Origin of the sequence: Pseudomonas sp., assembly GCF_035497915.1 — a bacterium.
GTDB lineage: Bacteria > Pseudomonadota > Gammaproteobacteria > Pseudomonadales > Pseudomonadaceae > Serpens.
On sequence record NZ_DATJCS010000045.1, the window covers coordinates 1 to 13665 of the forward strand.

Consider the following 13665-nt stretch of genomic DNA (forward strand, 5'->3'; position numbering starts at 1 on the left):
CCGCCAGGAAATCGGCCGCATCGTCGGTTGCTCCCGGGAGATGGTCGGTCGCGTGCTCAAGTCCCTCGAGGAACAGGGCCTGGTGAACGTGAAAGGCAAGACCATGGTGGTGTTCGGCACCCGCTGAAGCCCGCCCAATAAAAAACCGGCCTCAGGGCCGGTTTTTTATTGGGCGATGCTCAGCGCTCGGGAAAGAACAGGCGCTTGAGTTCGGCGCCCGGGTCCTCGGCGCGCATGAACGCCTCGCCGACCAGGAAGCCATACACCTCGTTGGCCTCCATGCGCTGCACGTCGGCGCGGCTGAGAATGCCGCTCTCGGTGATCACCAGGCGATCGGCCGGCACTCGCTCCTTGAGCGCCAGCGTGGTGTCCAGGCTGACCTCGAAGGTGTGCAGGTTGCGGTTGTTGATGCCCAGCAGCGGGGTATCCAGACGCAACGCACGTTCCAGCTCGACGCCGTCATGCACCTCGACCAGCACGTCCAGTCCCTGCGCCTTGGCCACCGCCGCCAGTTCGGCCATCTGGCCGTCCTGCAGGTTGGCCACGATCAGCAGTACGCAGTCGGCGCCCAGCGCGCGGGCCTCGACGATCTGGTACGGATCGATCATGAAGTCCTTACGGATCACCGGCAGCGAACAGGCGGCACGCGCCTCTTGCAGATAGGTATCGCTGCCCTGGAAGAAATCGATGTCGGTCAGCACCGACAAGCAGGCGGCACCGCCGGCCTCGTAGCTGCGCGCGATCTCGGCGGGCACGAAGTGCGGGCGGATCACACCCTTGCTCGGCGAGGCCTTTTTCACCTCGGCAATCACCGCCGCCTCGCGACGCGCCGCGCGCGCCTGCAACGCACGGGCGAAACCGCGCGGCGCATCGGCCTGCTTCGCCAGCCGCTCCAGTTCGTCGAGGCCGACACGGCCACGGCGCTCGGCAACTTCCTCGGCCTTGCGGGCGATGATCCGCTCCAGCACGCTCAGGCTCATTGCACAGCCTCCTGGCGGAACACGGCGGTGAAGGACACCAGCTCCTGCAGCTTGTCCAGGGCCAGGCCGCTGTACAGCGCATCGTGGGCCATATGGATGCCATCCTTCAGCGTGCCGGCCACACCGGCGACATACAGCGCCGCACCGGCGTTGAGCACGATCATGTCCGCGGCCTTCTGACCGTTCTCGGTCTTGCGCCGGCCCAGCGCGTCGGTGATCAGCGCCAGCGATTCCTGGGCATCGTTGACGGTCAGGCCGATCAGGCTCTGGCTCTTGATGCCGAAGTCCTCCGGCAGGATGTCGTACTCGCGGATTTCCCCGTTGCGCAGCTCGGCCACGTGGGTCGGCGCGGCCAGACTGATCTCGTCCATGCCGTCCTTGGAATGCACCACCATCACGTGCTCGCTGCCCAGCCGGCGCAGCACCTCGGCCATGTGCCGGCACAGTTCCTTACTGAACACGCCCAGCACCTGGCGTTTGACGCCCGCCGGGTTGGACATCGGCCCGAGGATGTTGAACAGCGTGCGCAGACCGAGCTCGCGGCGGGCATTGCCGGCATGGCGCATGGCGCCGTGGTGCGCCGGGGCGAACATGAAGCCCACGCCCACGGTGTCGACGCAGCGCGCTACTTCCTCGGGCTTGAGATCCAGGTACACGCCGGCGGCCTCCAGCAGGTCGGCGCTGCCGCTCTTGCCAGACACCGCGCGGTTGCCGTGCTTGGCCACCTTGCCACCCGCCGCCGCCACCACGAACGAGGCCGCGCTGGAGACGTTGAAGATGTTCATGCCGTCGCCGCCGGTGCCGCAGTTGTCCACCAGGTTGGCGCCCGGCACGTTGACCGGTGTGGCCAGCTCGCGCATCACCTGCACGGCGCCGACGATCTCGTCGATGCTCTCGCTCTTCATGCGCAGGCCCATCAGGAAGGCGCCGATCTGCGCGTCGGTGCACTGGCCGGTCATGATCTGGCGCATCACGTCCTGCATTTCCTCGGTGCTCAGGTCCAGGTGGTTGACCACCCGGTTGAGGGCTTCCCTGATGTTCATTGGCGCACGCCTCCGGACTGTTTCAGAAAGTTGGCAAAGAGCTCGTGGCCCTGTTCGGTGAGGATGGATTCCGGATGGAACTGCACGCCCTCGATGTTCAGGGTCTTGTGGCGCAGGCCCATGATCTCGTCGACGCCACCGTCGTCGCGACGGGTCCAGGCGGTGATCTCCAGGCAGTCGGGCAACGTGTCCCGCTCGACCACCAGCGAGTGATAGCGGGTCACGGTCAGCGGATTGCTCAGCCCGGCGAACACGCCCTGGTCTGCGTGGAACACCGGACTGGTCTTGCCGTGCATGGCCACCCGCGCGCGCACCACCTTGCCGCCGAACGCCTGGCCGATGCTCTGGTGGCCCAGACATACGCCGAGGATCGGCAGCTTGCCGGCGAAGTGCAGGATCGCCTCGATGGATACACCCGCCTCGGTCGGCGTGCAGGGCCCCGGCGAGACCACGATGCGCTCGGGCTTGAGCGCATCGATCTGCGCGACGGTCAGCTCGTCGTTGCGGATCACGTGGACATCGGCACCCAGTTCGCCCAGGTACTGCACCACGTTGTAGGTGAAGGAGTCGTAGTTATCGATCATCAACAGCATGGCTCACGCTCCTTCCACGTCGGACGAGGCCAGCGCCACCGCACGGAACATGGCGCGGCGCTTGTTCAGGGTTTCTTCCCACTCCAGCGCGGGCACCGAGTCGGCGACGATGCCGGCGCCGGCCTGCACATGCAGCTCGCCGTCCCTGATCACCGCGGTGCGGATGGCGATGGCGGTGTCCATGTTGCCGTTCCACGCCAGGTAGCCCACCGCACCGCCGTAGATGCCGCGCTTGACCGGCTCCAGTTCGTCGATGATTTCCATGGCGCGCACCTTCGGCGCCCCGGACAGGGTGCCGGCCGGCAGGATCGCACGCAGCGCGTCCATGGCCGAGAGCCCGGGCTTCAGCTGGCCGGTGACGTTGGAAACAATGTGCATCACGTTGGAATAACGCTCGATCACCATCTTCTCGGTGACCTTCACCGAGCCGGTATTTGATACCCGACCCACATCGTTACGACCCAGGTCGATCAGCATCAGGTGTTCGGCCAGCTCCTTGGCGTCGGACAGCAGGTCCTGCTCCAGGGCGCGGTCCGCTTCTTCGGTCGCACCGCGCGGACGGGTGCCGGCGATCGGGCGCACGGTGACCTCGCCATCCTCGACACGCACCAGCACCTCCGGCGAGGAGCCGACCACGTGGAAGTCGCCGAAGTTGAAGAAGTACATGTAGGGGGTGGGGTTGAAGCAGCGCAGCGCGCGGTAGAGATCGATGGGCGCGGCCTGGAAGGGAATCGACATGCGCTGGGAAATCACCACCTGCATGCAGTCCCCGGCCAGGATGTACTCCTTGATCTGCCGTACCGCCTGCTCGAAGGCCTCCTGGCTGAAGCTGGAGCGGAAGGCCGGCTCCGGCCCGCCAGCCTTGGCGAAGTCCAGCCCCAGGCGCGGCGTGATCGGCTGACGCAGCCGTTCGCGCAGGGCCTGCAGCCGCTCCATGCCGGCGTCATAGGCGTCCGCCTGCGCCGGGTCGACCAACACGATGCAGTGCAGCTTGCCGGCCAGGTTGTCGAACACCACCACCGAATCGGACACCATCAGCAGGATGTCCGGAGTGCCCAGCGGATCGGGATTCGGGCACTGCGCGAGCTTGCGCTCCACATAGCGCACGCTGTCGTAGCCGAAGTAGCCGACCAGCCCACCATCGAAACGCGGCAGGCCGGGCAGGGTCGGCACGCGATAGCGCGCCTTGAACTGCTCGACGAAGCTCAGCGGATCCTCGACCTCGGCTTCCTCGACCAGCGCGCCGTTGTCGTGTACCTGCACCTGGTGGCCATGCACGCGCAGCACGGTGCGGCTGTACAGGCCGATGATGGAGTAACGGCCCCACTTCTCGCCGCCCTGCACGGATTCGAGCAGGTAGGTGTGCGGCTGGTCAGCCAGCTTGAGGTAAAGGGAAAGCGGGGTATCGAAATCGGCCAGCGTCTCGAACGCCAGCGGGATGCGGTTGTAGCCGTCGGCGGCCAAACGCAGGAATTCTTCGCGGGTCATGTCAGCCTCGTGGTCGGAGGGGCAAAACAAAAGGTCGGGCAAACGGGCCGGCGTGGCCGGCAGGCGAAAGTCAGGCGCGCCAGCGCCAACGGGCCAGGGCCTTGAGAACTTTCATCCACTGTTTGCGGGTGACCACCACGATCTGATCTCTTCCAGGGGGTGATACGGTGCCGGCCACACTAGCGCAGCCCCGCGACGCTGGCAACCAGCAGGCGCAGATCATCGAGAACCCGGTCGGGCGACTCCTCGGCGATGGGCCGGCCGTGGTTGTAACCGTAGCTCAGGGCCACGCAGCGCACACCGGCGGCGCGGGCGGCCAGCACATCGTTGCGCGAATCGCCGATGAACAGGGCGTCGGCGGGCGACACCCCAGCCTTGTCCATCACCCAGCACAGCGCGGCCGGATCGGGCTTCTGCACGGGCAGCGTGTCGCCGCCCACTGTCCAGCGAAAGTGCTGCGCCAGGCCCTTCTCTTCCAGCAGCGGGGCGACAAACCGGCTCGGCTTGTTGGTGATCACGGCCAGCGGGATGTCATGGGCGGTCAGCCACCCCAGGCACTCCGGCACGCCGGGGTAGACGCGGGTCAGCGCATGGCTGCCGGCGTAGGCCTCGGTGAACAGGGTCAGCGCCGCCTCGGCCTCCTCGTCGGACACCTGAGTGTGGTCCAGCTGCCCGGCCAGCGCGCGGCGCACCAGCACCGGCGCGCCGTTGCCGACCCAGTCACGCACCTTTTCGATGCCGGCCGGAGCCCGGCCCAGCTGGCGCAGCATGCTGTCCACGGCGGCGGTCAGGTCCGGCACGGAATCCACCAGGGTACCGTCCAGATCGAACATCACCAGGCGCGGCAGTCGGCCGCCGAACAGCGCTTCCAGCAGGGTCATCGCGCGACCTGCGCCAGCTCAGCGCGCATGGCGTCGATCACCGCCTTGTAGTCGGGCTGGTTGAAGATCGCCGAGCCGGCCACAAAGGTATCCGCACCGGCCTCGGCAATGGCGCGAATGTTCTGCACGTTGACGCCGCCGTCGATCTCCAGACGAATGTCGCGACCGCTGGCGTCGATCAGCGCGCGGGCCTCGCGCAGCTTGTCCAGGGTGCCGGGGATGAACTTCTGGCCGCCGAAGCCGGGGTTCACGCTCATCAGCAGGATCATGTCGACCTTGTCCATCACGTACTTCAGGCAGTCCAGCGGGGTGGCCGGGTTGAACACCAGGCCGGCCTTGGCGCCGCCGCTCCTGATCAGCTGCAGGGAGCGGTCGATGTGCTCGGACGCCTCCGGGTGGAAGGTGATGTAGCTGGCGCCGGCCTCGAGGAAGTCGCCGATCAGGCGGTCCACCGGCTTGACCATCAGGTGCGCGTCGATGGGCGCGGTGATGCCGTACTTGCGCAGCGCGCTGCAGACCATCGGGCCGATGGTCAGGTTGGGCACGTAGTGGTTGTCCATCACGTCGAAGTGCACGATGTCGGCGCCGGCGGCGAGCACCTTGTCCACCTCTTCGCCGAGGCGGGCGAAGTCGGCGGAGAGAATCGACGGAGCGATGGCGAAGGGTTGCATGGGGCGGACCTCGGCAGGGCAATTCCGGAAAAGCGCGCATTGTACTCCCGCCGGCGCGCTTGCGCTGTTCACCGGCGGCTTGCCTGACAAGCCGGCAATTGCCCTTTAGACTCCCCGCGTCTCCCTCATCGCCGGTTCGTTGCCATGCTGCGCCACTCCGCCGTCCTGCTCTCTCCCCTGACTCTGGCCCTGTTGCTACACGGCCTGCCGGCCCAGGCCGAAGACGCTGGCGGCGAAGATACCCCTGCGACCGTAATCAGCGAGCCGGCGCCGCGCCCGGTGCCGCCCCGACCGATGCTGGAAAGCCGCAGCGAGTCGCACCAGCAGGCGTTGCAGCGCCAGCTGCCGGCGCGCCAGCAACTTACCCTCGACGGCGGCGCCGATCCGTTCCTGTCCCTGTGGCTGCCGGCCAACCAGGCGCAGCCCGCCGGGCTGGTGATCCTGCTGCCGGGCGAGGGCGAAACCGCGGACTGGCCCACCGCCATCGGCCCGCTGCGCCGTCAGTTGCCGGATATCGGCTGGAGCACCCTGAGCCTGACCCTGCCGGACGGCCCCAATGCCGGCGTTAAGGCACGCAAGGGCCAGCCGGTGACCGTGGTGCTGGAGGGCGTCGAGAAGCTGGAAGCGCCGGAGGCCACTGAAACCCCGGAAACACAGGTCGAGCCAACGGCCGAAACGGCCAGCGCCGAGCAGGCAGCCACGCCCCCGACAGCGGCGACCGAAGCCATTCCGGAAGTGATCAGTGCCCTCGCTCCGCTGGACGATCTGGCTCCGGCGGAACCGAATCACGCCCAGCGTGTGCAGGCGCGCCTGCGCGCCGCGCTGGAGTTTGCGCGGCAGCAGCAGCCGCGCACGCTGGTCCTGCTCGGCCATGGCACAGGGGCCTACTGGGCCGCGCGCTTCCTTCAGGAGCAGCAGCCGGGCGAGGTGGCGCAGCTGGTGATCGTCTCCCCGCGCGAGCCCGGGGATGCCGAGGCCGGACTCGACGAGCTGCTGCCGCAGCTGCACCTGGCGACCGCCGACTTCTATTACCGCGACCAGGCGAGCCAGCAGGCCGCCGCCCGCGAACGCCTGAATGCCGGCAAGCGCCAGCAGCACCCCGCCTATATGCAGATCGGTTTGCAGAGCCTGCCGAGCGATGCCCGCGCCGAACAGGAGCAGCTGGTACGCCGCGTGCGTGGTTGGCTGGAATTGGAAGCGCGCTCGGCGCAGCGCTAAGACTTCTGCGCGACCCGGTCGCCGCCGGCCGGCGTAAAGCCGGCCCTACAGGCCAAGCGCAACTGTGGAGATGCCAGGCCTTGGTGGGGCCGGCTTTACGCCGGCCGACAGAGCCTCGGCCGGCTCCGATATTCGCTTACACACGCAACCCGCGCGGTCAGAACCCGTGGCGCTCGCGCACCAGCGTATAGGCGCTGTGCAGTTCGCGAGTCTTCTCGGTCGCCTCGCGCACCGCGTCGGTGCTGGCGCCGGCGCCGGCCAGCTTGTCCGGGTGGTACTGACTGAGCAGGCGACGATAGGCGCGCTTGATCTCTACCGACTCGGAGGTTTCCCGCACGCCGAGCAGCTGCAGGGCTTCCTCGTAAGGATTGCGCGCGCGCGGCGCCACCGACGATTCACGTGCCTTGCCAGGGTTGTGCTGGCTGGCGGTCGGCTGCAGATCCAGCACCTCGCCCGGCGTGCAGCCGGCCCAGCGACCCCAGAGCAGGATCAGGTTGCGCTTGCGCTCGCTGATCTGCGGCTCGGCGGCTGCCAGCCGCCAGCAGCTAGAGAGCACACTGCGAACCTTCTCGGGCCGCTTGCGCAGCCGACGCAGCGGCAACAACAGGCCATCATCGCCCGTCTTGCCCCGATTGAAAGCTTCGATGGCGCGGCGCTGCTGCTCGGTGTCCAGGCTAAGGCGGCGCATTTCCGCGCGGGTCTGGGCGATGTGCGTCTCCCGCACGCGCCCGTCGCACTTGGCCAGACGCCCGAGCAGGATGAACAGCAGGTCGTTGTCGTCCAGCTCGCCGCCGCTCCAGCCCAGGCGCTGGATCAGTCCCTTCCAGGAACGGATCTGCAGACGCCGGTCCAGGCTGTGGCCGAGCACGCCACCCAGGAGCGCGCCGGGAATGCTCGCAATCGCCAGGCCGGCGGCTGCGCCCAACAGGGTGACAGGCCAACGCATGTTCAAGACTCTCCTATCCGCAGGCGCTCCGCCTGCTCCAGTCGCTCATGGGTGCCGACATCGATCCAGCGCCCCGTGAAATGCTCCGCGCTGGCCGATCCTTCGGCCTGCGCGCGGCGCAGCAGCGGAGCCAGCTTGAAGGCCCCGTCCGGGCTGTCCGCGAACAGCCGGGGATGCAGCACCGCGATACCACTGTAGGTCAGCCGTGGCGATCCCTCCCGGTCCGCCACCAGCCGCCCCTCGCGCCAGGCGAAGTCGCCATCGGCATGATGCTCAGGGTTATCGACCAGAACCAGGTGGGCTGAAGCCACCGGAATGTCGCGCAGACGGGAAAAATCGTAATCCGTGAAGATATCGCCGTTGACCACCACAAAAGGTTGGTCGCCCAGCAGCGGCAGCGCCTTGCGAATGCCGCCACCGGTCTCCAGCGGCTCGCCTTCGGCGGAGTAGGCGATGCGCACGCCGAAGCGGGCGCCATCGCCCAGATGGTCCTCGATCTGCACGCCGAGCCAGGCATGGTTGATCACCAACTCGCGAAAGCCGGCGCGCGCCAATGCCTCGATGTGGTACTCGATCAGCGGCTTGCCACCGACACGCACCAGCGGCTTGGGGGTGTGCAGGGTCAGCGGACGCAGGCGCTCGCCCTTGCCGGCGGCCAGGATCATCGCCTTCATGCAGATCGTCCAGCCGGCCGCCCCGGCAATCCGGCCAGCAGGTCACGCAGCTCGGCCAGCTCCGGACGCCGCGCCGTCACGGCATCGATATAGGCGAAGAAGCGCGGCACGTCGGCCAGGTACTTCGGCTTGCCGTCGCGGTGGCAGATGCGCGCGAAGATGCCAATCACCTTGAGGTGACGCTGCACGCCCATCAGGTCGCAGTCGCGCAGGAAGTCGGCAAAACGCTGCGGTACCGCGATGTCGGCCTCACGCGCCTGCTGCCAGTATCCCTCCAGCCAGGCATCCACGCGCTCCAGCGGCCAGCTCAGGAAGGCATCCTTGAACAGGCAGGTGATGTCGTAGCTGACCGGGCCGTACACGGCGTCCTGGAAATCCAGCACGCCGGGATTCGGCTCGCTGAGCATGAGGTTGCGCGGCATGTAATCGCGGTGCACCAGCACGCGCGATTGCGCCAGCGCGCTGTCGATCAGCACCCGGCAGCTGCGCTCCCAGGCGGCCTGCTGGGCGGTGCTCAAACTGACCTCCAGCTCGCGGGCCAGATACCAGTCGGGGAACAGTTGCAGCTCGCGACGCAGCAGGGCGTCGTCATAACCGGGCAGCCCGGCATCCTGCGGCAGTTGCTGGAAGGCCAGCAGCGCGCGAACCGCATCGTCGAACAGGCGATCGGCATTCTGCGCGTCGATCACTTCCAGGTAGGTCTGACGGCCCAGGTCATCGAGCACCAGGAAGCCCTGTTCCAGGTCGCTGGCCAGCACGCGCGGCACGTGCACGCCGGCAGTGGCCAGCAGGCCGGCTATCTTCACGAAGGGACGGCAATCTTCCTGCGGTGGCGGCGCATCCATGAGGATCAAGGTGCGCTCACCACCCTGCCAGCGGAAGTAACGACGGAAACTGGCGTCGCTGCTGGCCGGGGTCAGTTCACCCGGAACCACGTCTCCCCAGCCCTGCGACGCGAACAGTGCAGGCAAAAGCCGGTCGAACCAGGCACTCAGCCGCTGGAGGCGGACATCGTGATCAATCATTCGGGAGTCTCCGACGGCGCTGGCCGTTGTGCAGGTCATGTTTTATCATCCAACGCCTTTTATCAGCCCATCGAGAAGCATGCGACAGCTCTTCGCAGGCCCATCGCGCTAAGCAGTCGGACCCGAAAGATGGCCGTGAAAATCTTCGCATTTCGCAGGAAATTTCCCTTGCTGGCTGGCGGCCTGCTGGCACTTCAGCCGCTGGCGAACAGCTTCGCGGCGGAGGAGCAGTTCGATTGCCGAAGCGCCGAGGATGGCACCTGGGTCTGCGCCGCCGAGCCCGCGCCGACCGACCTGCCGCCGCGGCCGGAGCATAGCAGTTCCGAAAGCACGCCGGCAGCTGCGCCAGCGCCGCAAAGCGCACCCTCCCCACGCCCGCCAATCAACCCGCATCAGCACCTGGACTGGGTACCGCGCGAACAGCTGACGACCGCGCAACAGGCCGAGATCGGTCCCTGGTGCCGGGGTGGCTACGTCGAACCGACGCGCCCGGGCATGGGCGACCGCACCCCCGCCGACGAAGCCCCGACCTACGCCTCGGCGGACGCCTCCAGCTACGATCAGCGCAGCGAACGCACCATCCTGCAGGGCGATGTGGTGCTGCGCCAGGCCGGCCTGCAGGCCGAGGCACAGACCGCCACCCTCGACCAGCAGACCAGCCGGGGCGAGCTCGAGGGCCAGGTGCGCCTGCGCGACCGGGGCATGCTGGTGCTGGGCGAACGCGCCGAGCTGCAACTGGATTCCGGCCAGGCCCGGGTGGATAACGCCGAATACGTCATGCACCCCGCCCGCGCACGGGGCACCGCCCTCTACGCCACCCGCGAGGAGAACGCGGTAATCCGCCTCAAGGACGGCACCTACACCAGCTGCGAACCAGGCGAGAACACCTGGGAGCTCAAGGGCAGCAACGTCACCCTCAACCCGGCCACCGGCTTCGGCACCGCCACCCACGTGACACTGCGGGTCAAGGACATCCCGGTCTTCTACACGCCCTACATCTATTTCCCGATCGACGATCGCCGCCAGTCCGGCTTCCTACCGCCGAGCCTCAGCACCACCGACGACAGCGGCGTGGCATTGCAGACGCCCTACTACTTCAACCTGGCGCCAAACTACGACGCCACCCTGTATCCGCGCTACATGACCGAGCGCGGGCTGCAGATGGAAGGCGAATTCCGCTACCTGACGCGCGACAGCCGTGGCCAGATGGGCGCCGCCTGGCTGGACGACGACAACGACGATCGCCGCCTGCAATCGGAATACGAGGCCACCCGCTGGCTGTACAACTGGCAGCACACCAGCAACTTCACGCCACGCCTGCGCGGCGAGGTGGACTACACCAGCATCAGCGATCCGTATTACTTTCAGGACCTGGACACCAATCTGGGCATCGGCACGCCCGACTATCTCAATCAGCGTGCCGGATTGAGCTGGCGGGGGGACGGCTACACGGCTCGCCTGGCGGCCCATGCCTATGAACGCACCACCGTGGAAGGGGTAACGCCTTACGACCGCCTTCCCCAGTTCACTCTGAACGGGCGCCTGCCATTCAATCCCGGTGGATTGGTGTTCGGCTACGGCGCGGAATATGCGCAGTTCCAGCGCAGCCTGCGCAGCGGCGAATACGTCCGCCAGGACGGCAGCCAAGAGCCTTGGGATGACAACAACCTGCGCGGCCTGAAACGCGCCGAAGGCTCACGTATCCACTTGGAACCCAGCCTTTCACTGCCGCTGCAGTGGACCTGGGGTTTCCTGAGGCCGACGCTGAAGTACGCCCATACCCAGTACGATCTGGAACTGGACGCCCAAGGACACGACGGCCCCGGGGGCGTCCCCAGAAATGCGTTCAACGACGCGCCGGACCGCGGTCTGCCGATCGCCAGCCTCGACGCCGGCCTGTATTTCGATCGCGACACCCGGCTGTTCGGCCAGAATTTCCGCCAGACCCTCGAGCCCCGGCTGTTCTACCTCTACGCCCCTTACGAGGAGCAGGACGAGATACCGATCTTCGACAGCGGTGAGGCCAGCTTCAGCTATGCCTCGCTGTGGCGCGACAACCGCTTCTCCGGCAAGGACCGCATCGGCGACGCCAACCAACTGTCCTTCGGCCTGACCAATCGCTGGATCCAGTCCAACGGTTTCGAGCGCCAGCGCTTGTCCATCGGGCAGATCTTCTACTTCCAGGACCGCGAAGTGCAGATGCCGGACATCGACTACCGCACCCGCAACGACGCACAGGCTTCGGTATCGCCCTACGCCCTGGACTACCAGTACCGCTTCAATCAGGACTGGCGCATGACCGCGAGTTTCAACTGGGACCCGGACGTGCACCGCACCCGCTCCGGCAGCGCCATGTTTCACTACCAGCCGGCCGACAATCCGAACAAGATCCTGAACGTAGGTTACCGCTACCGTAACGACACGCTGCGCTACGATCCGCTGCAAGGTATCTATGTCACCAACCCGGACTATGGCAGTCCGGGGCAGCCCAACTACATCAAGAACTACTACAAGGTCAGCCAGCATGATTTCTCGGTGGTCTGGCCCATCGCCCCGCAATGGAGCCTGTTGGCGCGCTGGCAGTATGACTACGGCCGCGAACGCACCCTGGATGCCATCAGCGGCTTCGAGTACGACAGCTGCTGCTGGAAACTGCGCATGGTCTACCGCCAATGGATCGACCGTGACGAAACCAGCCTCAATCCGGCACTGAACGAGGAAACCGATCACGGTTTCTTTGTGCAGATCATTCTCAAGGGGCTCGGCGGCGTGACCGGCAACAGGTTAGAGTCCTTCCTCGATCAAGGCATTCAAGGTTACCGAAGACGTGAAGAACAAGCTCGCTGACTGTCTGCGCCCGCTGCTGCTGGGCGCCCTGCTGTTCACCGCCGCCGCCAGCGCCGAGGTGCGTCCGCTGGATCGCGTGGCCGCCATCGTGGACGGCGACGTCATCATGCAGAGCCAATTGGATGCCCGTCTGCGCGAAGTGCAGCAGACCATCGGTCGGCGCGGCGCGGCCCTGCCGCCCCAGCATGTGCTCACCCAGCAGGTGCTGGAACGCCTGATCATCGAGAACATCCAGCTGCAGATCGGCGAGCGCTCCGGCATCCGCATCGGCGACGCCGAGCTCAACGAGGCCATGGCCAGCATCGCCCAGCGCAACGGCCTGAGCCTCGACCAGTTTCGCGCCGCACTCGCCCGCGACGGCCTGTCCTACGAGGGCGCCCGCGAACAGGTGCGCCGCGAGATGATCATCAGCCGGGTGCGCCAGCGCCGCGTGGCCGAACGTATCCAGGTCAGTGACCAGGAAGTGAAGAATTTCCTCGCCTCGGACCTGGGCAAGCTGCAACTGTCCGAGGACCTGCGCCTGGCCAGCCTGCTGATTCCGCTGCCCGAAGGGGCGTCCAGCAGCGCCATCCAGGCCGCCGAGCGCCAGGCGCGCGACATCCACGCCCAATTGCGCCGCGGCGCCGATTTCGCCCAGCTGGCCATCGCCCGTTCCGCCGACGAGAACGCCCTGGAGGGCGGCGAGATGGGCTGGCGCAAGGCTGCCCAGTTGCCGCCGCCCCTGGATGCCATGGTCTCGGCGCTGAAGGTCGGCGAGATGACCGAGCCGTTGCGCACGCCGGGCGGCTTCATCCTCATCAAGCTGCTGGAGCGTCGCGGCGGTGAAGGCGGGCAGATGCTGCGCCAGGAAACCCATGTGCGCCACATCCTGATCAAGCCCAGCGAAATCCGCAGCCTGGAAGACAGCCAGAAGCTGGCCGAGCGACTCTACCAGCGCATCCAGAACGGCGAGGATTTCGCCAAACTGGCCCGCCAGTTCTCCGAAGACCCGGGCTCGGCGCTCAACGGTGGCGATATGAACTGGGTCGACCCGAACGCGCTGGTGCCGGAGTTCCGCAATGTGATGACCAACACCCCGGTGGGGCGTCTGTCGCGGCCGTTCCGCAGCCCGTTCGGCTGGCACATCCTCGAAGTGCTGGGCCGCCGCTCGGTGGACAGCAGTGACCAGTTCCGCGAACAGCAGGCGCTCAACGCCCTGCGCGGACGCAAGTACGACGAGGAGCTGCAGACCTGGTTGCGGCAGATCCGCGACGAGGCGTATGTGGAGATCAAGATCTAGGCGCGTCATCAGGTTCTTTT

13 protein-coding genes are annotated in these 13665 nt (G+C 66.8%); 4 read left to right on the forward strand and 9 right to left on the reverse strand.

From position 1 onward, the window contains the following. On the forward strand, positions 1–127 hold a 127-nt coding region (locus VL129_RS13475), incomplete at its 5' end, for a helix-turn-helix domain-containing protein (protein ID WP_325413626.1). A gap of 52 nt (positions 128–179) precedes the next feature. Here VL129_RS13475 and trpC read toward each other — a convergent pair. The 6 genes from trpC to rpe form a co-directional block, all read right to left on the reverse strand. Continuing rightward, entirely contained in the window at positions 180–980 is an 801-nt protein-coding gene (gene trpC, locus VL129_RS13480) for an indole-3-glycerol phosphate synthase TrpC (RefSeq protein ID WP_325413527.1), read from the reverse strand. After that, a complete protein-coding gene (gene trpD, locus VL129_RS13485) occupies positions 977–2023 on the reverse strand; it encodes an anthranilate phosphoribosyltransferase (RefSeq protein ID WP_325413529.1) in 1047 nt (348 codons plus the stop codon). The genes trpC and trpD overlap by 4 nt, the downstream gene beginning before the upstream one ends. Then, the gene (locus VL129_RS13490; protein ID WP_325413531.1) at positions 2020–2616 is read right to left on the reverse strand and encodes an aminodeoxychorismate/anthranilate synthase component II; all 597 of its coding nucleotides are present in this window, start codon (positions 2614–2616) and stop codon (positions 2020–2022) included. Before VL129_RS13490 ends, trpD begins: the two co-directional genes overlap by 4 nt. Positions 2617–2619: 3 nt before the next feature. Further along, positions 2620–4104, reverse strand: coding sequence for an anthranilate synthase component I (trpE, locus tag VL129_RS13495; protein WP_325413532.1), 1485 nt, complete (start codon positions 4102–4104; stop codon positions 2620–2622). Between the two features lie 179 nt (positions 4105–4283). Continuing rightward, entirely contained in the window at positions 4284–4985 is a 702-nt protein-coding gene (locus VL129_RS13500) for a phosphoglycolate phosphatase (protein WP_414705204.1), read from the reverse strand. Next, a complete protein-coding gene (rpe, locus tag VL129_RS13505) occupies positions 4982–5656 on the reverse strand; it encodes a ribulose-phosphate 3-epimerase (protein WP_325413533.1) in 675 nt (224 codons plus the stop codon). The genes VL129_RS13500 and rpe overlap by 4 nt, the downstream gene beginning before the upstream one ends. A 144-nt stretch (positions 5657–5800) precedes the next feature. On the opposite strand from rpe, the gene VL129_RS13510 reads away from it, so the two are divergent. After that, entirely contained in the window at positions 5801–6874 is a 1074-nt protein-coding gene (locus VL129_RS13510; RefSeq protein ID WP_325413534.1) for an alpha/beta hydrolase family protein, read from the forward strand. Between the two features lie 157 nt (positions 6875–7031). On the opposite strand, the gene VL129_RS13515 is transcribed toward VL129_RS13510, so the two are convergent. The 3 genes from VL129_RS13515 to VL129_RS13525 are packed head-to-tail and all read right to left on the reverse strand — an operon-like array spanning position 7032 to position 9519. Then, a complete protein-coding gene (locus VL129_RS13515; protein WP_325413535.1) occupies positions 7032–7820 on the reverse strand; it encodes a DnaJ domain-containing protein in 789 nt (262 codons plus the stop codon). 2 nt (positions 7821–7822) lie between these two features. Further along, on the reverse strand, positions 7823–8494 hold the full coding sequence (murU, locus tag VL129_RS13520) for an N-acetylmuramate alpha-1-phosphate uridylyltransferase MurU (RefSeq protein WP_325413536.1): 672 nt from the start codon (positions 8492–8494) through the stop codon (positions 7823–7825). Continuing rightward, positions 8491–9519, reverse strand: a complete 1029-nt coding sequence (locus VL129_RS13525) for an aminoglycoside phosphotransferase family protein (RefSeq protein WP_325413537.1) — start codon at positions 9517–9519, stop codon at positions 8491–8493. Before VL129_RS13525 ends, murU begins: the two co-directional genes overlap by 4 nt. 129 nt (positions 9520–9648) lie before the next feature. On the opposite strand from VL129_RS13525, the gene VL129_RS13530 reads away from it, so the two are divergent. Together VL129_RS13530 and VL129_RS13535 are read left to right on the forward strand one after the other, a co-directional pair. Beyond that, positions 9649–12366, forward strand: coding sequence for an LPS-assembly protein LptD (locus VL129_RS13530; protein ID WP_325413538.1), 2718 nt, complete (start codon positions 9649–9651; stop codon positions 12364–12366). Further along, positions 12347–13645 (forward strand): peptidylprolyl isomerase, encoded by a 1299-nt coding sequence (locus VL129_RS13535; protein WP_325413539.1) that lies wholly within the window; start codon positions 12347–12349, stop codon positions 13643–13645. The genes VL129_RS13530 and VL129_RS13535 overlap by 20 nt, the downstream gene beginning before the upstream one ends. Positions 13646–13665: the final 20 nt, after the last annotated feature.